At 70.7% G+C, this 19,591-nt stretch carries 20 protein-coding genes; 11 read left to right on the top strand and 9 right to left on the bottom strand.

Annotated features, from left to right (window positions below):
- On the top strand, positions 1-199 hold a 199-nt coding region (locus Air01nite_RS38120), incomplete at its 5' end, for a hypothetical protein (protein ID WP_373310565.1).
- A 66-nt stretch (positions 200-265) separates the two neighbouring features.
- A complete protein-coding gene (locus tag Air01nite_RS38115; RefSeq protein WP_203708276.1) occupies positions 266-667 on the top strand; it encodes a hypothetical protein in 402 nt (133 codons plus the stop codon).
- Positions 668-734: 67 nt separating this feature from the next.
- On the opposite strand, the gene Air01nite_RS41720 is transcribed toward Air01nite_RS38115, so the two are convergent.
- Entirely contained in the window at positions 735-869 is a 135-nt protein-coding gene (locus Air01nite_RS41720) for a hypothetical protein (protein ID WP_275408329.1), read from the bottom strand.
- A gap of 190 nt (positions 870-1,059) precedes the next feature.
- Between Air01nite_RS41720 and Air01nite_RS38110 the strand changes: the two genes are divergently transcribed.
- The gene (locus Air01nite_RS38110) at positions 1,060-2,004 is read left to right on the top strand and encodes an inositol-3-phosphate synthase (RefSeq protein ID WP_203708275.1); all 945 of its coding nucleotides are present in this window, start codon (positions 1,060-1,062) and stop codon (positions 2,002-2,004) included.
- A gap of 64 nt (positions 2,005-2,068) precedes the next feature.
- A complete protein-coding gene (locus tag Air01nite_RS38105; protein WP_203708274.1) occupies positions 2,069-2,542 on the top strand; it encodes a hypothetical protein in 474 nt (157 codons plus the stop codon).
- Positions 2,543-2,793: 251 nt separating this feature from the next.
- Here Air01nite_RS38105 and Air01nite_RS38100 read toward each other — a convergent pair whose 3' ends face one another.
- Positions 2,794-3,222, bottom strand: a complete 429-nt coding sequence (locus Air01nite_RS38100; RefSeq protein ID WP_203708273.1) for an HflX-like GTP-binding protein — start codon at positions 3,220-3,222, stop codon at positions 2,794-2,796.
- 188 nt (positions 3,223-3,410) lie between these two features.
- Between Air01nite_RS38100 and Air01nite_RS38095 the strand changes: the two genes are divergently transcribed.
- The gene (locus tag Air01nite_RS38095; RefSeq protein ID WP_203708272.1) at positions 3,411-3,716 is read left to right on the top strand and encodes a GlsB/YeaQ/YmgE family stress response membrane protein; all 306 of its coding nucleotides are present in this window, start codon (positions 3,411-3,413) and stop codon (positions 3,714-3,716) included.
- On the opposite strand, the gene Air01nite_RS38090 is transcribed toward Air01nite_RS38095, so the two are convergent.
- On the bottom strand, positions 3,713-5,086 hold the full coding sequence (locus Air01nite_RS38090) for an FAD-dependent monooxygenase (RefSeq protein ID WP_203708277.1): 1,374 nt from the start codon (positions 5,084-5,086) through the stop codon (positions 3,713-3,715). The two genes, Air01nite_RS38095 and Air01nite_RS38090, sit on opposite strands and share 4 nt — an antisense overlap.
- Before the next feature lie 120 nt (positions 5,087-5,206).
- Positions 5,207-6,673 (bottom strand): GGDEF domain-containing protein, encoded by a 1,467-nt coding sequence (locus Air01nite_RS38085; protein ID WP_203708271.1) that lies wholly within the window; start codon positions 6,671-6,673, stop codon positions 5,207-5,209.
- Between the two features lie 214 nt (positions 6,674-6,887).
- Between Air01nite_RS38085 and Air01nite_RS38080 the strand changes: the two genes are divergently transcribed.
- Entirely contained in the window at positions 6,888-7,121 is a 234-nt protein-coding gene (locus Air01nite_RS38080; protein WP_203708270.1) for a DUF397 domain-containing protein, read from the top strand.
- Between the two features lie 96 nt (positions 7,122-7,217).
- Positions 7,218-8,081, top strand: a complete 864-nt coding sequence (locus Air01nite_RS38075) for a Sco1979 family transcriptional regulator (RefSeq protein ID WP_203708269.1) — start codon at positions 7,218-7,220, stop codon at positions 8,079-8,081.
- On the opposite strand, the gene Air01nite_RS38070 is transcribed toward Air01nite_RS38075, so the two are convergent.
- Entirely contained in the window at positions 8,078-10,552 is a 2,475-nt protein-coding gene (locus Air01nite_RS38070; RefSeq protein WP_203708268.1) for a tetratricopeptide repeat protein, read from the bottom strand. The two genes, Air01nite_RS38075 and Air01nite_RS38070, sit on opposite strands and share 4 nt — an antisense overlap.
- Entirely contained in the window at positions 10,545-10,844 is a 300-nt protein-coding gene (locus Air01nite_RS38065; RefSeq protein ID WP_203708267.1) for a hypothetical protein, read from the bottom strand. The genes Air01nite_RS38070 and Air01nite_RS38065 overlap by 8 nt, the downstream gene beginning before the upstream one ends.
- A gap of 69 nt (positions 10,845-10,913) precedes the next feature.
- On the opposite strand from Air01nite_RS38065, the gene Air01nite_RS38060 reads away from it, so the two are divergent.
- Both Air01nite_RS38060 and Air01nite_RS38055 read left to right on the top strand, forming a co-directional pair.
- Positions 10,914-11,510 carry a TetR/AcrR family transcriptional regulator gene (locus Air01nite_RS38060; protein ID WP_239091256.1) on the top strand — a complete coding sequence of 199 codons (597 nt, stop codon included), beginning with the start codon at positions 10,914-10,916 and terminating at the stop codon, positions 11,508-11,510.
- Positions 11,511-11,555: 45 nt separating this feature from the next.
- Positions 11,556-12,626, top strand: coding sequence for an aldo/keto reductase (locus tag Air01nite_RS38055; RefSeq protein WP_203708265.1), 1,071 nt, complete (start codon positions 11,556-11,558; stop codon positions 12,624-12,626).
- 34 nt (positions 12,627-12,660) lie between these two features.
- Here the strand turns inward: Air01nite_RS38055 and Air01nite_RS38050 are convergent, their stop codons facing one another.
- Positions 12,661-13,302, bottom strand: a complete 642-nt coding sequence (locus Air01nite_RS38050) for an HNH endonuclease family protein (protein ID WP_203708264.1) — start codon at positions 13,300-13,302, stop codon at positions 12,661-12,663.
- A 97-nt stretch (positions 13,303-13,399) separates the two neighbouring features.
- Complete coding sequence (locus Air01nite_RS38045; protein ID WP_203708263.1) at positions 13,400-13,891, bottom strand: pyridoxamine 5'-phosphate oxidase family protein; 492 nt, start codon at positions 13,889-13,891, stop codon at positions 13,400-13,402.
- A gap of 82 nt (positions 13,892-13,973) precedes the next feature.
- On the opposite strand from Air01nite_RS38045, the gene Air01nite_RS38040 reads away from it, so the two are divergent.
- Positions 13,974-14,819, top strand: a complete 846-nt coding sequence (locus tag Air01nite_RS38040; protein ID WP_203708262.1) for an NAD(P)-dependent oxidoreductase — start codon at positions 13,974-13,976, stop codon at positions 14,817-14,819.
- Here Air01nite_RS38040 and Air01nite_RS38035 read toward each other — a convergent pair.
- Positions 14,812-18,237 carry a BTAD domain-containing putative transcriptional regulator gene (locus Air01nite_RS38035; protein WP_203708261.1) on the bottom strand — a complete coding sequence of 1,142 codons (3,426 nt, stop codon included), beginning with the start codon at positions 18,235-18,237 and terminating at the stop codon, positions 14,812-14,814. The genes Air01nite_RS38040 and Air01nite_RS38035 overlap by 8 nt on opposite strands.
- Positions 18,238-18,396: 159 nt before the next feature.
- Here Air01nite_RS38035 and Air01nite_RS38030 point away from each other — a divergent pair.
- On the top strand, positions 18,397-19,591 hold a 1,195-nt coding region (locus Air01nite_RS38030), incomplete at its 3' end, for a DUF8189 domain-containing protein (RefSeq protein ID WP_203708260.1).

Genomic DNA, 19,591 nt, shown 5'->3' with positions numbered 1-19,591 from the left:
CGGGCTCGCGGTGACCAACCGCCCGGTCGGCGCCTACCGGCAGGGCCTGCTCGTCAGCCACGACGAGCCGGAGACCGGTCCCACCGTGGACGAGGAGCGGGACGCGACGAACTTCTCGTACGTCTCGTGGGGCGCGATCGCGCGCGCCATGGACCTGCGGGTCGACACGTCGGCGGCGAACGACCCACGCTTCCGCTGACCCGCGTCCCGCTCCGTGCCCGATGATGAAGGGCCCCTCCTTGGCGGGGCCCTTCATCATGTCTGAGTGAGCGACGCGGCGATGATCAAGGCTCAGATCCCGGCCCACCCCGCGGACGGCGAAGTCACCGCGCTGGCCGACGTCCTCGCGCTCGCACCCGACCCAGGCTGGCAGTGGCGGATGCTCTATCTCGAAGCGATGACCCGGCCGGACTGTCCGATCGATGTGCTCGACGTGGAACGGTCGATCGACAAGTCGCCGCAGGGCTTGTCCTATGCGTGGCCAGACCTCGTGTCGCTCGCGGACCAACTGTTCCAGACGATCGAGATTGCGATCGTCGCCTTCGACGACGCACACCGATGCGTGCTGGTAGTGGAATGCCTCGACAGCTCCTACTGGCGCATCTTGGCCGACAAAACTGATCAGCGAGCGACCCAGGCCCTTGAACGAATAGCAACGCTCCGCTGAGCGCCAACGGTCAAGTCCAGGGTTTCGAGACGAGCCTGATGACCACGTTCGTTGGCCGAGAACAGGCTCACCGAATCATCGCTTCGGAGGTCTTCGGGTCGACCCGGCCGGTCCCGATCGGCAGCCCGGCCACCAACGGCCGGCCCGACGGGTACGGCGGGTTCTTCTGGCGAGCGGCACCGGGCGAGACGCACGTCTTCACCGAGAACGCCTCGGGGGAGAAGGACGTCAACGGCAGCGCGGCGCCGTGGCGCCGGCATCTATCCGGGCGTCTGCGCGGCGCTGGCGTTCGAGCGCCCGGTCTGGGTGACGCCGGAGGCACCGCTCGTCCGGCGGATCAGCGTCCTCGTCAGGGACGGCACGCTCAGCCGCGAGGACGTAACCTGCTCTTCATGATCGAAAAGGCACGGGTCGCGGTCGTGGGGGTCGGCAACAACACGTCCGCGTTGGTGCAGGGGATCGCGTTCTATCGCGAGACCGGCAGCCTGATCGGTGTCCACCGCCCGGTGATCGACGGCCTCGGCGTCGGCGACATCGAGTTCGTCGCGGCGTTCGCCACCTCGCCGGAGAAGGTCGGCAAGGACCTCACCGACGCGATCCTCCTGCCGCCGAACAACGTCCCGCGGCTCGACTGCGCCCTGCCGCCGGCCGGCGTGGCCGTGACGAAGGGCCTGGTCGACGCGACCGAGGTGGACCGGGTGGCGGTGGCCCTGCACGGTGCGGAGGTGCTCCTCTACTCGGCGCCGAGCGGCCGCCCGGAGACCGCCCGGGCCTATGCCGCGGCCGCGCGCGAGGCCGGCGTCGCCTTCGTCAACACCACCTCCGACCCGGTGGCCCGGGACCCGGAGTGGGTCGCCTCGTACGCGGCCGCCGGCCTCCCGCTGCTCGGCGACGACCTGGCCAGCCAGTTCGGCACGTCCGTGCTGCACAACGAGCTGCTGTGCCTGCTCGCGGAGCGAGGCCTCACGCTGGTCAGCTCGTACCAGGTCAACCTCGGTGGCACCGAGGACTTCCGCAACCTGGTGGAGAACCCCAACACCAAGAAGCAGTCAAAGCTCAACGCGCTGTCGGCGAGCGAGAAGGTGCGGCTGGCGCCGCTCGGCTACCTGCCGCACCTGGGCTCGCGCAAGGTCGCGCACCTCAACGTCGAGGCACAGGGTTGGGCGGGCGCCGAGGTCAGCCTGGACGTGAAGCTGACGGTCCACGACCCGGCCGGCGCCGCGGGCGTCAACATCGACCTGATCCGCATCGCGGCAAGCGCCCTCCGCACCGGCCGCACCGGCTGCCCCGCGGAGGCGACGCCGCTGTTCAAGTCGCCGCCCGGCACGCCGGTCTGACGCACGGCCCTAGGGGCTTCGATGTTGATCATATTCTTCAAAGCCATGGCCTGGAGGTCGAAATGTGGCGCAACGGGGCGCCGAAGTCATTTGGAAGCGCTTATTCAATTGGGCCTGCCCGATGATTGCCGAAGTCCGCTGCGACACTTCTTCACTGGAAGTGGCTAATTCGGGAAACATATGGGGGAACATCTGGATCAGCTACGGTGACCAGCACTTTCCTGAGTTGGGCTGGAACGACATGCCGGTCGCATTCCTGGTGGAATTGGTCGGAGTTGTGCGTCGTTTGGCGGTGTCAGAGTCGCGCCGGGTCCTGTTCTTCGATGGTCCATTCTGGATCGATCTGACGCGTACACGCGATTCGCTGTTGATCGCCAGAGGCAGATCCAACGAGGTGCCGTTACAAGCGATGAATGTCGAACTTGAGGCGTTCATCACTAACGTGATCACCCAGGCCAGGCATATCGTCGAAGCGTGCGTGACAAATGGCTGGGGGGATCAGCAGGATGTTCGACGATTGGCCCAGCTAGTAAAGTAGGTTGGCCACCGACGAACTCTAGGTTCGACTCAGATTGGTTGATCCCGGCGTCCGCCGAGGAGAGTCGGCCGTCACGGGCATGCGCGGTGATCGTCTGTCCGGATCGGATGACCTGTTGCGTGGGTGCGTGCACGCGGGCCGGAACGGCATAGCGCGTGCGAGTGCGTCCGGCGTAGCCGGGCGCTCCTGATTCTGTACAGCTCTTCTTAACGAGTGTTTGAGGCGGCGTAGCTGACGCAAGCTGCCCGGGGCTATCTGCGACGGCGAATTTCTCTACGAGTTTGGCTCGCCGGGCGATGGAGTTGGAGTGCCTCGGTGAGGCTTTGTGCGGGTGGGTCGAGGTCTGCGGCCGTGAGAACTGGCCGCTGGAGGCGAGTTGAAACCGATCGGCGTTGATGGTCGCTCAAGTCGTTGATGAACACGACGGCGTCGACGTCGGTATCCACGCAGGTTGTGGCGATCTCTTCCAGCTTGCCCGAACCGACGAGATAGCGACGAGACAGAGGTGACGCCATCACGTGCACTCCGCCGTCGGAGACGCCTCTGCGCTGGACGTGCCGCTGGACCACGTGTCCGCCCAGCTGCGCGACCCGCTGCTCCAGGGTGTCGAGACGAGCCTGATGATCACGTTCGTTGGCCGAGAACAGGCCGACCAGGACGACGTGGCGGATGGCGGTCACCCCGCCAGCTTCGCAGGTCCACAGCCTCGCGAACCAGGGGTTAGGTCGGACCATGCCCGCTGGCGCGGCTAGCGCGCCGCGGGCAACGCGCCGTTGACCCGAACGGCTCCTGGTGACGTTTGGCTGGTGGCGGTGGTTGGGAACAACCACGAGGCGAGGGCGGATTCGCTCGGGTGGGAGGAGCCTCGGTGCGTGCGCAGGACTATGTCGTAGCGATCATCTTTGGCGCCGTGGTCGGGGCGGTCGCGCGCCTGCTGCTGCCCGGGCGCCAGCGCATCGGGCTCATCCCGACCGTGTTGATCGGGATCGGTGCCGCGGTGGCCGGCACCTGGGCCGCCGACCGGTGGGATCTGCACAGCGGGAGCGGCTTCGATCTCGTCGGCCGCGACTTCGATTGGCTCGTGCTCGGCATCCAGGTCGGCATCGCGGTCGTCGGTGTCGCCATCGCCGCCATGCTGGCGCGCGCGTTCTCCACCGACCGCGACGACGACTAGCGTTGAAGGCCGAACCAGCGGGGCAGATGGTCGTCCAGGTCCCCCTGGTCGTCGCCGATCCAGGCGACGTGGCCGTCGGGGCGCAGCAGGACGCTCGGAGCGTCCAGGGCCGCCGTGGGATCGCCGAGGTAGTCGACCCGGTCTGACCAGCCGCCGACCGTCAGGCGTTCGGTGCGGTCCAGCAGCAGGCCGCGGCCCCGGTGCAGCAGGCCGTAGAGGTGGCCCTGCTTCACGTCGAGGTCGCCCAGGCGGCGGCCGAGCAGGTCGGGGCCTTCGCCCAGGTCGTACCGGATGCCGATCCCGGTGATCTTCTCGATCAGATGGCGGTTCACCTCGTCGAAGTCCATCAGCTCCGTGAGCAGCCTGCGCACGGCCCGCGGCCCTGGTGCGTCCGACAGCAGCTCCGTCTGGGCGCGAGTGTTGTCGAGCACGTCGGCGGCGACCGGACGACGTTCGGCCTCGTAGGTGTCCAGCAGCGTGTCCGGCGCCCAACCGCGGACCGCAGCCGCCAGTTTCCAGCCGAGGTTGAACGCGTCCTGGACGCCCAGGTTGAGGCCCTGCCCACCGATGGGCGGATGGATGTGCGCCGCGTCGCCGGCCAGCAGCACCCGCCCGACCCGGTAACGGTCGGCCAGCCGCGTGGCGTCGCCGAAGCGGGACAGCCAACGCGGGGAGTGCGCGCCGAAATCGGTGCCGGCAACCGTGCGCAGCTCCTGCCTGAAATCCGCGAGGGTGGGCGGTTCAGCGCGGTCGCTGACGCCCGCGGCGGGGACCACGACGCGATAGACGCCCTCGCCGAAGGGCTGGATGCTGAGTCGCCGATCGCCGATCGCGGCGACCTTGGCGGCGATCTCCTCCTGCGGCACTCCCATCGCCAGCTCGCCCATCAGCGTCTCGGTCCGCGCCGGCTCGCCCGGGAAGCCGACGCCGAGCAGCTTGCGCACCGTGCTGCGCCCGCCGTCACACCCGACGAGATAGCGCGAACGCAGCCGTTCCCCGCCCGCCAGCGAGACGGTCACACCGTCGTCGTCCTGCGCGAAGCCGGCCACCGCACAGCCGCGCCGGACCTCCACACCCAGTCCGATCGCGTGCTCTTCGAGCAGCGCGACGATGACCGGCTGCGGGATGCCCAGCAGATACGCGTACGCGGAATCGAGGCTTCTTGGTGGAGGTTTGGGGATCGCGGCGAAGAAGCCGCCGGCCGGACGCCGTCTGCCGTGAGGGAGCACGCGCTCGAGCAGTCCGCGCATCGCCAACAGCTCGATGGTGCGGACATGCAGACCGACGATCCGCACGAACGAGACGGGTTCGGTCTCCTTCTCCAGGACGAGGACCCGCACATCGTGCAGCCGCAGCTCGGCGGCCAGCATCGCACCGGCCGGCCCGCAGCCGGCAATGATCACGTCGAACGTGGTGTGCCCGTTACGCACAGCCGCAAGCTACAAGCCGAGCAACACCCCGTCCAACCCTTTTGCCAGCCAGGTAGCCGGTCAGGGCAGCGGGGTCAGGTGTGGGTCGAGCTCCGCCACCCGGGCCGGCCGGGCCACCCGCTCCGTCGGCGGTTCGTAGGCCGCCACGCCGCCGCCGCGCCGCTTGGCCACGTACATCGCGATGTCGGCCGTTCGCAGCAGCTCTCCCGAGCCCGTGTCCGCCAGGTGGGTGCCGGTGACCCCGATGCTGACGCCGAGGCGGATCTGGGTGTCGCCCAGGTGCGACGGGCAGGTGACCGCGACGTGGATCCGCCACGCCAGGTCCGCCGCCTCGGCCAGCGTCGCGCCGGGCAGCAGGATCGCGAACTCGTCACCGCCCAGGCGGGCCAGCACCTGCGTCGGCGACAGCACCACCTTGATGCGCTCCGCGGTCTGCACCAGCACCTGGTCACCGGCCGCGTGTCCGACGCTGTCGTTGACCTCCTTGAACCCGTCGAGGTCGAGCAGCAGCAGCGACGCCGGCGCCGCCGCGAGGCCGTCCAGGTGCTCGTAGAGAGCCCGGCGGTTCGGCAGCCCGGTCAGGTCGTCGGTGCGTGCCTGCTGGTAGACGTCACGCAGGTCGCGCAGCTCGCGGAACGTCATGCTGGCCCTCCCGAACGCGGCCAGCACGCACGCCACCGCAAGAACACTGGTCAGCATCGGCAGCTGTCCAGATTGGCCGATCGCCAGCAGCAACACGCTGCTGAGCGCGAAGAATGCCGGCACTGCCAGCGTCGTCCAGCCGACGACGGACGACTCGGCCGCGTCGCCGGTCCGCCGTCGGGGTGGGGCCAGCGCGGGCGTGAACGCCAGCGCGGTGGGCAGCACCAGGGAGAGCGCGATGAGGTAGCCGGGTTCAGCGAGGGAGCCGCTGACATGGCCGAGCAGCGCGAGGCCCTCGGCGATGCTGGCGGCGCTGAACCCGGCCACCACGATCGCGTGGGTCCGGTCGAGCCGGCCGCCACCGAGGGTGCCGCCGATGACCACGTGCAGGATCAGAACCAGATACACGAGTACGCCTGCCAGGTGCTCGCCGATCCCACCCGCCTGGCCGGGGCCGCCGACACACGCCAGCGCGGCGATGCCGAGGCCCGCGACGACACCGTCGAGCCACATGCCGCGGGCGAACGCGGGTCGGTCAGCCCGCAGCAGCAGGCCGACGAACAGGTAGAGCAGCACCAGGCTGATCCCCGACAGGGTGTCGGTCACCACCGTGTGCACCGGCTCGCCGCGCTCGACCGGTGCCAGCCCGGCCCACACCGCGCCCGCGAGCGCGGCGGTCATCGCGGCGCCCGCGACCGTCCACGCCGCCCGCCGGGGGCGGCTGGGTCGCACACAGAACACCACGCATACGACATATGGGACCGCTATCAGCGGCACGGTGAACGGCGACGTGTCCGCGCCGAACGCCCCGAGCGCGGCCATCAAGCCGAGCACCAGCACGGCGACGACGGCGGATGCGCGGAGAGCGCGTTCCACGCGGGACATATTGAGCATCTTCCTCGCGTGCACGTGTATGTCGCAAGAGCAAATGCACGTGCAAATGCGCCCAACCCGCGATGACCGCTCGATCATCAGCTGCGAATGTGGACATTCCACACAGGACGGGTCACCGGCACGTGCACCTTCCCGTGAGAATGCACGTGCATTAGGCTTCGCTCCGCCGGGGACGAACTCCCCACGTACGAATGCGAAGGTGACCATGAAGATCGATAGTGGCGTCGCGGCGACCGACCTCGGCGACGTGACCTGGCTGAAGAGCCGCTTCAGCGGCGCTCAGGGCAACTGCGTCGAGCTGGCCCGCCTGACCGGCGGCCACGTCGCGGTGCGCAACTCGCGCGACCCGCACGGCCCGGCCCTGGTGTTCACCCCCGCGGAGATGACCGCCCTCTTCGCCGGCGTGCGCGACGGCGAGTTCGACCACATCATCGACTAGCGAAGCGAACGTGGACCGGTAACCGGGGCGTCACGTACGCTACCCGGGTCTCGTCAAGGCGACCCATGACGAGCGATCGTCGACCCGAGGAACGATATGACCGCCCCGGACGCCGCCGTCGGGCCCACGGCTCGACGCATCGTCGTGGGCGCGCACCTGCGGCGGCTCCGCGAGGCGGCCGGCGTGTCCAGAGAGGACGCCGGCTACCACGTCCGCGGCTCGGCCTCGAAGATCTCTCGCATGGAGCTGGGCCGGGTCGGCTTCAAGGAACGCGACATCGCCGACCTGCTCACCCTCTACGGCGTGGTCGACGAGGCGCAGCGCGAGCCGTTGCTCTCGCTCGCCCGCGACTCGCGCTCCGACGGCTGGTGGCACCGCTACGACGACGTGCTGGAGAGCTGGTTCGGCACCTACGTCGGCCTCGAGGAGGCCGCCACCACGATCCGGGCCTACGAGGTGCAGTTCGTGCCCGGCCTGCTGCAGACCGCCGACTACACCCGCGGCCTGGTGGTCTCCGGCCTGCCCGACGTGGCACCGGCCGAAGTGGACAAGCGCGTCAAGCTGCGGCTCGAACGGCAGCGGATCCTCGAGCGCACCCAGCCGGCCACCTACTGGGTGGTCATGGACGAGGCCGCGCTGCGCCGGCCGGTCGGCGGCCGCACGGTCATGCAGGGCCAGGTGCAGCACCTGATCGACGTCGCCGGGCGCCCCAACGTCACCGTCCAGGTGATGCCGCTGCGCCGCGGCACCCACACCGCCGACGGCGGCGCGTTCAGCATGCTGCGCTTCGCCGACCCCGACCTGCCGGACGTCGTCTACGTCGAGCAGTTGGTCAGCGCGCTCTACCTGGACAAGCCCGAGCACGTCGAGCGCTACCGCCAGGCGATGGAGCGGTTGACGGTCGCCGCGCTGTCGCCCGTCGACACCACCGACTTCCTGGCCAAGATCCTCAAGGCTTAGGAGCGTCGGGCCGGCGCGCGCTTCGTCCAATGTGACAGGCCGTCGCGCACCCGCACCGTCTCGGGGTGGTCGGGGCCACTGACCCGCTCCCGGATCGGCAGCAGGGCGGCGAACTGGTCACGCGCGTTCGCCGACTCGCCGGCCTCACCCGTCCAGTTGGCGAGGTTGGCCCGCACGAACAGGGTCGTCGGATGCTCCCGGCCGCAGACCCGCTCGTAGACGGGCAACAGCGCGGCCGTCATGTCGCGGGCCATCGCCTTGTCGCCGGCCTTGCCGATCCAGGTCGCGATGTTGAGTCGCAGGGTGAGGGTCTCCGGATGGTCGGGGCCGCTCACCCGCGCCCGCACGGGTAGCAGCGCGGCGAACTGCGCGTGCGCGGCCGTCGCGTCGCCGGCCGCGCCGGTCCAGTTGGCGATGTTGGCCCTGGCCGTGAGCGTGTCGGGGTGCTCGGCACCGCACACCCGTTCGGCCACCGGCAACAGGGCGATGAGCTGGTCGCGCGCGCTCACCGCGTCGCCCGCCTTGCCGGTCCACGTCGCCAGGTTCATCCGCGAGATGAGCGTGTCGGGGTGCTCCGGGCCGCGGACCCGCGACTCCACCTCCAGCAGGGCGGCGTACTGGTCGCGGGCCGACGTGGCGTCGCCGGCCTCGCCCGTCCAGGCGGCGAGGCCGTGCCGGAGGCGGAGGGTGGCGCCGTGCTCGGGGCCCGTCACCCGCTCCTGGATCGGCAACAGGGCCGCCAGTTGGTCGCGCGCCGTCGCCGGGTCGCCGGCGTCGCCGATCGTGTTGGCCAGCACGACGCGCTGCTGCAGCTTCGCCCGCTTCGGCAGCATCGCGACCTGCGTACCCTCGGAAACGTCCTGTTGAAGCGCTGCCGCGGCGGTGTAGTCGCCACTCGCGCGCAGGAACGTCACGGTGGCCTGGCCGACCCGGATGGCCATCACCGCGATCTGCCGGACGAGCATCCGGGTGCCCGCGGTCGGCGTCGCGCGGATGTCCCGGTAGATGAACGCGCCGTGCGGCGCCAGGGCGTACCAGGCCGCCCACTGCTGGCGGTTCTGGGGCGAACCGGCCCGGTTCTCGTTCATCGCGTACATCAGCAGGCTCAACGCCGTGACGCGCAGCCGCAGGTCGGCGGCGCGCCGGCTCACGTCGCGGACGAGGGGATGGGTCCGCAGCGTCGGCACGGTGCCCGCGTCACCGGGTGACGAGCTGCCGAGCTCGACCAGGCTCAGGTGGGCGAGCGCCGTCAGCACCTGGTGCAGCCTGACTCCGCTCATCGCCGGTGCGATCGGTTCGTCGATCATCCGGACCAGCGGGTTGATCACCTTCCCCAGCAGGTCGGCCCGCCGTCCGCCGCCCATGAACTCGTGCATCAGGCTCGACAGGCTCGGCTGGGCCAGGGTCGACGGCTGCAGCAGCAGCTCATGCGGTATCGGCGCGTCCGCGAACGTGGCCAGCAGGCGCAGCAGGGTCCGGGCCTCGGGCATGCCACGCCGGCCGAGCAGGTCGAGCGACAGCTCCCACGTGCGGGCGATGGTGTGCTGGTCGTCCTGGGTCTCGTCGGCGAGCAGGTCGAGCCGCCCCTCGTCGAGCGCCGCGCGATAGTCGTCGAACGTGCGGATGGCGTCGGGCTCGGACCAGCTCTCGTGTACGGCGTTCGTCAGGGCCAGATAGGACCCTGCCAGCTTGAGCGCGAGCGGCAGCCCGCCCAACCGCTCGGCCAACGCGACCGCGTCGTCGGTCGGCTCCGCCACGTGGGGCAGCCGGTCGACGAGCACCTGGGCGCCGGCCTCCGGCGGCAGCACGCCGATCAGGTGCCGGTGGGTCCACGATCCCCAGGTCGACGGGTTGCCGTCCTGTGTGGTGACCAGCACCAGGCCCCGATGGTTCTTGTGCTGGCGCAGCCACCCTTGGCCGGCGGCGACGTCGCCGAGCCCGGTGGAGAGCACCTCGGCGTCGTTGGCGTTGTCGATGACCAGCAGCCAGCGGTCGTGGTGCTTGCGCAGCCGGCGCCACAGCAGGTCGGAGGCCTCCGGGCGGAGCAGGTCCTCGTTGGACAGACCGATCCGGCGCCCGATCGCGTGCATGCCGGCCGTCAGGGTCGTCGGGTCGGCGGTGACCCACCAGACGGTGACGCCCTTCTGCTGGGCGCGGTGCGCGAGCTCCAGCGCGACAGCGGTCTTGCCGCAGCCGCCGAGGCCGTGCAGGACGCGGATCCGTGGCCGCCCGTCGGACCGGTCGAACAGGCCGGTGAGGTCGGCGACGAGGTCGTCACGGCCGCGGACCGGATAGCGTTCCTCGCGCAGGCCCAGCGGTGGCTCGATCGAGATGGGCTCGACCGCGCGGTCCGCCGCCGGACCGTCGGTCACCAGCGTGACGTCGCGGGCCTGTCCGATCTGGACGTTGTCGCGTCCGATGCGGACGTCCGACAGCTCGGCGCGGCGCGCCCGGCGGGACGCCCTACCCACGTCGGTGCAGGTTGACGTCGCGGGCCCGGCCGATGTTGATGTTGTCACCGCCGATCGTCGAGTCGCTGATCAGCTGGCCACCGCCCTGGACGCTGCGGGTGCCGCCGCCCGCCTGCCGCAGGCCCAGCCAGCCGATCACCAGCCCGGCGACGCCGAGCGCCGCCGAGACGAACAGGCCGACGACGGACGACCACTTGTCGGCCTTGTCGAGACCCTGGGTGGCCAGGAAGATCCCCCAGCCGCCGGCTCCCGCCAGCAGCACGCCGAGCACCATCTTCACCAGCCGTGACATGCATCCATGCTCTCCAACGGAGCGTTACGGGAGAATCACCCGATTGGTCACCGCGGCTATCCTGGACCGGTGGGTCCAAAAACGTTGACGCAGAAGGGCCTCGCCACGCGGCAGCGGATCGTCGAGGGCGCGGCCGCCGAGATCCGCGAGCGCGGGGTCGCCGAGACCACCCTCGACCACGTGCGGGCGCGCACCGGCACCAGCAAGAGCCAGCTCTTCCACTACTTCCCGGACGGGAAGGAGCAGCTGTTGCTGGAGGTCGCCCGGCACGAGGCCGACCGGGTGCTCAGCGATCAGCAGCCGCAGCTCGGTGACCTCACCTCGTGGCCGGCGTGGCAGGCCTGGCGCGACCGGGTCGTCGACCGCTACCTCCGCCAGGGCATGGACTGCCCGCTCAGCGGCGTGATCGCCCAGCTCGGTCGGAGCACGCCGGGCGCGCAGGCCGTCGTGTCGGAGCTGATGCGCCAGTGGCAGGGCGAGATCGCGGCCGGGATCCGGCACATGCAGGGTCTCGGCGAGATCGTCCCGGCCCTCGACGCCGACCGGTCGGCGGCCGCGCTGCTGGCCGGCATCCAGGGCGGCGTCATGGTGATGCTCGCCACCGGGCGGATCGGGCATCTCGAGGCCGCGCTCGACGTGGGCATCGAGGGCCTGCGCCGGCGCTGATTTCTGGACTTGCGGGTCCAATTTTGGCGGGGCACCTTAGGGCCCATGAACGACTACTACCTGCTGGGCCGCTCCGGGCTTCGGGTGAGCCGGCTGGCGCTGGGCACGATGAACTTCGGCACCGGCGGCTTCCACGCCGCCTACGGCAAGACCGCGGCGGAGGCCGAGCCGATCTTCCGGCGGTACGTCGAGGCCGGCGGCAACCTGGTCGACACCGCGGACTTCTACACCGCGGGCGAGAGTGAGTCGATCCTCGGGAAGCTGCTGCCCGGCGTACGCGATCGCCTGGTGTTGACCAGCAAGTTCACCAACACCGTCGACCCGACGGACCCCAACGCCGGCGGCAACGGCCGCAAGCACATGATCCGCGCCGTCGAGGCTTCGCTGCGCCGGCTCGGCACGGACTACCTCGACCTTTACCTGCTGCACACGTGGGACCGGATCACACCGGTCGAGGAGGTCGTGCGGACGTTCGACGACCTCGTCCGCGCGGGCAAGATCCGCTACGCGGGGCTGTCCGACGTGCCCGCCTGGTACGCGGCCCGGGCGCAGACCTTCGCGGAGGCGCACGCGCTCACCCCGATGGTCACCGTGCAGCTGCCGTACTCCCTGGTGGCCCGCGACATCGAGGCGGAGTTCCCGGCCATGGCCACGACGCTGGGGTTGGGCCTGACCGCGTGGAGCCCGATCGGTGGCGGCCTGCTGACGGGCAAGTACCAGCGGTCGGGTGCGGGCCTGTCCGGTGAGGGCCGGCTCGGCGGCCAGCGTGCGGTCAGCGAGCGCGAGTGGCGGATCGTCGAGGAGCTGTCGAAGGTTTCGGCCGAGCTGGGCCGGAGCATGGCAGAGGTGGCGGTCAACTGGGTGGCGACCCAGCCGGCGGTCGGGTCGGTCATCGTGGGCGCGAGCAGTGTGGCGCAGTTGGACGGCAACCTGTCCGCGTTGACGTTCTCCATTCCGGCCTCGCTGCGTGCTCGCCTCGACGCGGTCTCCGCGCCGGTGCTTGGCCCGCCGTACTCGATGTTCACGCCTTCGTACCAGTCGTGGATCGTGAGTCCGGGCCTGGGCATCGGCGACAAGCCGGCGGGCTACCAGCCTCCGGTGTGGAACGCGGCCTGAGGGCCGCCTTTGCCCCCAGGCCGCGCGCGCCGTTTCAGGAGGTGCAGGTGTTGAGCATCGTCTGCAGCGCCGACTTCTCCGACGACTGGAGGCGCAGGCCCCAGTAGTACTTGCTCGCGATCCACATCTTCGCGTACGTGCAGCGGTAGGCGGTCCGGGACGGCTGCCAGGTCGACGGGTCCTGGTCGCCCTTGGACTGGTTGACGTTGTCGGTCACGGCGATCAGCTGCGGCCGCGAGAGGTCGTTGGCGAACTGCTGGCGGCGGCTCGTGGTCCAGCTGTTCGCGCCGGACCGCCACGCCTCGGCCAGCGGCACGACGTGGTCGATGTCGACGTCGGCGGCGTTGGTCCAGGTGGCACCGTCGTACGGGCTGTACCAGCTGCCCGAGGTCGCCGCGCAGGAGCTGTTGACGACGACGTTGCTGCCGTCGCGGCGCAGCACCGTCTCGCGGGTGTTGCAGGCGCCGGAGATGGTGATCCAGTGCGGGAACAGGTCGCGGGAGTAGCCGCTGGTCGAGCCTTCGGTCGCCACGGTGAGCGCGTTGAGCTGCGACTGCGCGCTGGCCTTCGACGGGATGCCGGGCGGGGTCGCGCTGGCCGGCACGGCCGTCAGGGTGGCGACGGCGACCGCGGCCAGGGTCGCCGCGACCAGGGTGGCGGCGCGGGATCGGAACATCAAGTGCCTCCAGTTCGGGGGTACGGAGGCATTGATCGTCATCGAGGACGGTGACCGGTCGATTGAGGCGAGGTGACGCGCTCGCGTCCGGCGTGGGTCAGGACTTGTGGACTGCGCGCTCGCCCTGGCCGGGCTTCCAGATGGTGATGGTGAGCCGACCGTCGTCGATGGTCACGGAGGAACCACTGGTCAGCTCGGCGACGTAGAAGGGGTCCAACTCCTGGCCGCGCAGGTCGAAACCGGTCTCCGCGAACAGGTCGTCGGCGAACCGCTGGTGCAGCGCGGTGTCGGGCTCGTGGCGCACGGTGCCGAACAGCTTCACGTCACCGTCGGCGACGTGCGGGTCGACGGTGGCGGTGTGCAGGCAGAAGCGGGGGTCCCGGCCGAGGTCGGCGAACTTCGTGGTGTGCGGCATGCCGACGAGCACCAGCCGCCCCTCGAACACCCGCGGCTCGATGGGACTGATCCGCGGCGACCCGTCAGCCCGCACGGTGGCGAGCATGCACAGGTTCCCGGCGGCGGCGTGCCGCCGCCGGAAAATCTCGGCGATCCGCGGCGCCTCGTCGGCGAACTCTTCCCAGGTGGCCATGGACGGCATCCTACGTCCGCCACCACTATGGACGGTTTTGCTGCTTGACCTCAAGGCCGGTTCACGTTTGAGGATGGTGGCCATGAGTGACGTTGCGGTTGTCGGCGCCGGGGCCATCGGCAGTGCGGTCGCGCTCCGGCTGCTCGCCGCCGGACATCAGGTCGTGGTGTGGAACCGCACCCCCGGTCGCTCGGCTGAACTGCTTCACGCCGGCGCTGTGCCGGCATTGACCGTCCAGGAAGCGGTGTCGTCCAGCCGCTTGATCCTGCTGACGGTCAAGGACTACACCGCGATGCGGTCCTGCTTGGAGCAGATCGAGGGCCCGCTTCCCGGTCGCACGATCGTCGCGATGTGCACGGGCTCGGCCGCCGACGCCCGGCTGGCGGCCGAGCAGGTCGCCAGGTCGGGCGCGGAGTATCTCGACGCGGGTATCCAGGCATCGGCCGAGTCGATCGGGACCGCCGCCGCGACGATTCTCTACAGCGGCTCGCGCGGCGCGTTCGACCGCCACTCGGCGACCTTGGAGCTACTGAGCACGCCACGCTTCGTCGGCTCCTCGCCGGACTCCGCCGCGGTCTGGGATCTGGCCCTCTTCGGGCTCTGGTACGACGCCCAACTCGGTCTGCTGCGGGCGCTCGACACCGTGCGGGGGGCCGGCGTCGACGTCGCCGAGTTCGCCGAGGCCGCGAGCACCCAACTGGGCCACGTCCTGGCCGCGGTCTCCGCAACCGTGGGGGAGGCGCAGGACGCCGTCTACCCGCCGGGCCCGGCGGACCTCACCGAGCACCTCGCGGTGGTCCGCCACCTCATGGACCTACGAGCCGACCAACGCCTCGGCGACGGAGGATTGCGGGAGGTGGCGACGAGAATCGAAGCACTCATCGCGGCCGGCCACGGAAGCCAAGGCCTGACCGCGACCATCAGCTGAGGTCCTGCCACGCTTGGACGCTCAGACCGGCATGGGCGATCCGCGCGGCGAGGGCGGCGCAGTCACGCACGGCTCCAGGTGAGTTCGTCTCCGCCGCGACGGCTGCGGCGGAGGCGCAGAGTGTCGTGGCAGTTGTCAGGTCGCCTGACGCGAGCGCTGCCTTCGCCTGGACGACGAGGGCGTCGCCGTGCAGTGCGCGGAACGCGTTGCGAGCGGCGATGTCGACCGCGTCGCCCGCGACGCGGTAAGCCTCGTCGTAGGCGCCAGCCAGCAGGTGCACCTGGGCGATGCCGATGCCCGCCTGGGACTCGAAGTACTGGTAGCCGTGCTCTCGGCTGAGCAGCAGTGACTCGTCGAACCGGGCGTGTGCCTCGCTGGCCGCGCGGCTGCCCACCAGGGCGAACCCGAGCGTGTTCAGGGTGGCCGCCTGCGCCCGCAGGTTACGCAGCCCGCGGGACAGCCGGAGCGCCTCGGCCGCGGTTCCCACCGCTGGCACCCATTCGCCCAGCTGTCGGTACAGCTGGCTCAGTTCGTCGAGGATGGACAGCTCGCCGATTGCCGACCCCGTCTGCCGGTAGTAGGCGAGGACGACTTCGAGATGGGCGCGGGCCGGCTCGAACTCCTCGAGTTGACGCAGCGCCATGCCCAGGTTGCCCTGGTTCGCCATTGCCGACGGCCGCCGTGCCGCACCCTCGTTCAGACGCAGGGCAGCCTGGAAGAAGTCGACGGCCTCGGTGAGTTGGCCGCGCTCATACGACAACGTGCCGAGGTCGTTGAGTGTCACCGCGCGGATGTGATCAAACGCGGGCCCGCGGCCGGCGCGCAGTGCCCGCCGATACAGTTTCTGCGCCTCGTCCATGCGTCCCAGCTCGGCGTGGACGAGGCCGAGGTTGTGGGCGAGGTACGCCTCACCGTGCAACCAGCCGCTGCGCCGGGCCGCGCGGATCCCGCGGCTGTACGCGTCGGCGGCGAGGCGATGCTTTCCCGCGGCCCAATGTGCCTGCCCGATGGTCTGGTGCATGGCGGCCTGGGCCCGCAGGTCGCCCGCCGCCTCGGCCGCGGCCAAGCCGGCCTGTCCGGTTGCCAGCCACTCCACCACCTCGCCGCGGACGAAGAAGAATCCGCGCAGTTGGTCGGCGAGCTGCCACGATCGGGCGTTGTGCGCACCGCCTGCGGCGCCGGCTACCGCGGCGACGAGGCTGCCCACCTCCGCGTTGAGCCACGCCATCGCGGCGTCGACGTCGGCGAACCGGTCGTCCGGCTCGACGTCCAGCGGCAGCCGCACCATGTCGGCGTAGACCAGCCGCATTGCCGCCGCCGTCCGCGCCAGGTACCAGGTGTACAAACGGCCGAGCGCCGCCGAGGGGTCGGGCGGCCCGTCCCATACGTCGGCCGAGCGGACTGCGTACAACCGCAGAAGGTCGTGGTACCGGTAGCGGCCACCGGCGGCGGTCTGCAGCAGGTTATCCGCGACGAGGCCGTCCAGGGCGCGCCCGACGAGCACCTCGTCGGCGGCGAGCAGGGCGGCCACCGCGCCCGCGGAGAACCCGTCCCCCGGGATCAACGCCCCCGCTCTGAAGGCTGCCGCCGGCAACGGCGCCAGGTCGCGGACACTGAGTTCGAAGCTCGTCATGACCGCCAGGTCGCCGACGCTCATGTGCTCCAACCGCGAGCGGTGGTCCGTCAACTGGTCGAGCAGGTCCCTGATCTTCCACTCGGGACGCATCGCCAGCCGGCTGCCGACGACCCGAAGCGCGATCGGCAATAGCCCGCACGCCCGCACGAGGGCCTCGGCCTCGTCCGGCTCGGCCTGCACGCGCGCCGCGCCGACCGCGGTGCGCAGCACCTCCAGCGCCTCCGTCGCGCTGAGCACCGGCAGGTTGACGATTGCCGCGCCGCCCAGCTCGGCCAATTGATTGCGGCTGGTGACCAGGACCGCGCTGCGACCCGGTCCAGGCAGCAACGGCCGTACCTGGGCGGCGTTGCGCGCGTTATCGAGCAGGACGAGCACCCGCCGTTGGCTCAGCTCGCTGCGGTACAGCGCGGCGGCCTCCTCCTGGTCGGCCGGGATGGCGCGCTCCTCGACGCCGAGCGCGCGGAGCAGGCGGGCGAGCGCGAACGCGATGGCAACCGGCTCGTCGTCGGCGCCGCGTAGGTCGATGTACACCTGGCCGTCGGGAAAGTCGGACCGCATCGACCACGCCGCCTTGAGCGCGAGGCTGGTCTTGCCGACGCCGGCCATGCCAGCGACGCACACGACCACGGGCCCGATTGGGGGCCGGTCCGGTGGGAGCCGCAGCATGCGCTCGAGTTGGACCCGCTCGGCCGCCCGACCCCGGAAGTCGGACGGCGGTGCCGGTGCCTGCCAGGGGCGCGCGTCACGCCCGTTGACGGAGACCCGCTCCCGCGTGTCCCACCGTCCGGTCAGGACCGCCTGCCTGGCCTCGACGAGTTCGGCGCCGGGCGCGACGCCCAACTCCTCGACCAACCGGCGGCGGATGCCGTCGAAGGCGTCGAGGGCGGCCGCCTGCTGGCCGGAGGCGGCGAGCGCGACGACCAGCCGAGCGTGCAACGACTCGTGCCAGGGGTGCCGCTGGGCCAGGGAGCGCAGCAGCGGGAGAACCTGCTGCTGCCGCAGCAGTACCTCGCCCAGGCGGGCCAGCCGGAGCGTGGCCGCCACGCGCTCGTCGGCCAGCGCCGCCGTCACCGGGTCGACGCCCAGCTCGGGCACGTCCTCGGCGGCGTCGCCGCCCCGCCACATCTCCAGCCCGTCGGCGAGCAGCTCGAACGCGCGCTGCGGCGCCAATGTGGACACCCGCGCGGCGGCGAGGCGGTCATGGTAGGCCACCAGATCGAGGTGTTCGCGGTCCGCGCGCAGCACGTAGCCGCCCGGTTGCAGCGTCAGCTTGGTGGGCCGGCTCGGTGCGCCTGTCGAACCCAGCATTCGGCGCAGTCGGCTGATGTGTGTCTGTAGAACGTTGGCAGCCGACGGCGGGGCGTCGTCCCGCCACAGCAGCCGAATCAGCTCCTCCCGGCCGACGGGCCGGTTCGGGGTCAGCGCGAGCCGGGCCAGCACGATGCGGTGCCGCCCGACGCCGATCTCCAGTGGTCCGGTCGGCCGGGTCAGGCTCAACGGTCCGAGGACCGAGATGTGCACCGGGCCCGCCTGCGCCGCCGGCTCGTCCTCGGGCTGCGTGAGTTGGACAAGTCGGGCGTGGTCGCCGCGCGGCAGGCCGAGGGCATCGGTGAGCGCTCGGAGCGAGCGGGCCCGCGGGCGGCCGGTGCGGCCCTGTTCGAGGTCGCGGACGGTGCCGACGCTGACCCCGGCACGCTGCGCAAGCTCCTGCTGCGTCATGCCACGACGCGCCCGCGCGTCGCGGAGCGCTCGGCTGAGGTTGTGCTGCCCCCGATCGTCCATGCCCGAAGCACGACCCCCTTCGATGCCTCCGCGGAGCGGCCAGTCTAGTGCGGGCGAGGTACGGGAACTGTCCCTCCAGCCGGTCGTCAGTCAGCTTCTCCATCCTCTGTCTGTGGCGGGTCGGCCGACCCTGCCAGGACCTACGGGGAGGAGCTTCACATGCGCCTGTCTCAACGCGGCCGGAGGTTGACCGGCGGTGTACTTTTGCCGCTGGCGCTGCTCGCAGCTGCCCTGACAGCGTCGCCGGCGGTAGCCGCACCCACCGCTGTCGCGGCGACGACCGTTCCCGGGGATCCGCCGCTGCCGTCCTATCCGGGCCTGGCGCCGCGGGCGGGGCAGCCCGCGGCCCTCGCGGTCACCACCACTCCCACGCCCTGCGACAACAACGGCGCGGACCGGTCGCTGACCCGCGACGAGGTGCTGACCCGGGCCAGCAGCTGGCTCAGCGTCGGCATTCCGTACAGCCAAGAGCGCTGTTACCGCAACGGGTACGGCGACTACCGGACGGACTGTTCGGGGTTCGTCTCGATGGCCTGGGGGCTGGGTGGTTCGGGTAGTGCGTTCTGGACTGGCAACCTGAGGGACCGGTCCGACGTCATCGCCCGCAGCACTCTCCAGCCGGGCGACGCCCTGTTGCGGCACACCGGCGACCCGGACGAGAACCACGTCGCCCTGTTCGTCAGATGGGCCGACTCCGCTCGGACCCAGCCCGTCGTCATGGAGCAGACCGGCAGCTCGGACACCATCCAACGCACGTGGACGGCCAGCTACGCGGGCCTGTACACGCCGGTCCGGTACGTCAACATCAAAGAGGACAACCAGCAGGGTGAGGCCGGTCCCGGGGCGGTGTGGGCGAACGGTGAGCACCATGTGTTCGGGGTCAGCCCGAGCGGCAACCTGAGCCAGAACACCTGGCGCAGCAACGGCGGCTGGCTTGGCTGGGAGACCCTCGGCGGCACGGTCGAAGGCACCCCCGCGGTGGTCTACCACGACGGCCGGTACGAGGTGTTCGCGCACAGCCCGTCCGGGATCGTCTACCAGAAGACCTGGAACGGCACCTGGAGCGGCTGGACGTCGATCGGCGGGATCGTCGAGGGTGGTCTGGCCGCGACCTATGTCAACGGTGAGCTGCGCGTCTTCGGGATCAGCCCGAGCGGGAATCTGGCCCAGAACGTGCGGCCCAGCGGCGCTGGCTGGCAGGGTTGGGAGACCCTCGGCGGCACGGTCGAAGGCACTCCGGCGGCCGTGTACCACGACGGCCAGTACGACGTGTTCGCCCACAGCCCGAGCGGCATCGTCTACCAGAAGACGCTGGCCGGCGGCGTCTGGAGCGAGTGGAAGTCGATCGGCGGCG

Origin of the sequence: Asanoa iriomotensis, assembly GCF_016862515.1 — a bacterium.
GTDB lineage: Bacteria > Actinomycetota > Actinomycetes > Mycobacteriales > Micromonosporaceae > Asanoa > Asanoa iriomotensis.
Note: the sequence above shows the minus strand (reverse complement) of the source record. Positions and strands in the feature narration are given on the sequence as shown.

Excerpts from the sequence above, each read along its gene's own strand:
- Air01nite_RS38080 (WP_203708270.1), top strand. The coding sequence starts at position 6,888 with ATGAAGATCGATAGTGGCGTCGCGGCGACCGACCTCGGCGACGTGACC.
- Air01nite_RS38075 (WP_203708269.1), top strand. The coding sequence starts at position 7,218 with ATGACCGCCCCGGACGCCGCCGTCGGGCCCACGGCTCGACGCATCGTC.
- Air01nite_RS38055 (WP_203708265.1), top strand. The coding sequence starts at position 11,556 with ATGAACGACTACTACCTGCTGGGCCGCTCCGGGCTTCGGGTGAGCCGG.
- Air01nite_RS38110 (WP_203708275.1), top strand. The coding sequence starts at position 1,060 with ATGATCGAAAAGGCACGGGTCGCGGTCGTGGGGGTCGGCAACAACACG.
- Air01nite_RS38065 (WP_203708267.1), bottom strand. The coding sequence starts at position 10,844 with ATGTCACGGCTGGTGAAGATGGTGCTCGGCGTGCTGCTGGCGGGAGCC.
- Air01nite_RS38050 (WP_203708264.1), bottom strand. The coding sequence starts at position 13,302 with ATGTTCCGATCCCGCGCCGCCACCCTGGTCGCGGCGACCCTGGCCGCG.
- Air01nite_RS38090 (WP_203708277.1), bottom strand. The coding sequence starts at position 5,086 with ATGCTGGCCGCCGAGCTGCGGCTGCACGATGTGCGGGTCCTCGTCCTG.
- Air01nite_RS38035 (WP_203708261.1), bottom strand. The coding sequence starts at position 18,237 with ATGGACGATCGGGGGCAGCACAACCTCAGCCGAGCGCTCCGCGACGCG.
- Air01nite_RS38085 (WP_203708271.1), bottom strand. The coding sequence starts at position 6,673 with ATGTCCCGCGTGGAACGCGCTCTCCGCGCATCCGCCGTCGTCGCCGTG.
- Air01nite_RS38040 (WP_203708262.1), top strand. The coding sequence starts at position 13,974 with ATGAGTGACGTTGCGGTTGTCGGCGCCGGGGCCATCGGCAGTGCGGTC.
- Air01nite_RS38045 (WP_203708263.1), bottom strand. The coding sequence starts at position 13,891 with ATGGCCACCTGGGAAGAGTTCGCCGACGAGGCGCCGCGGATCGCCGAG.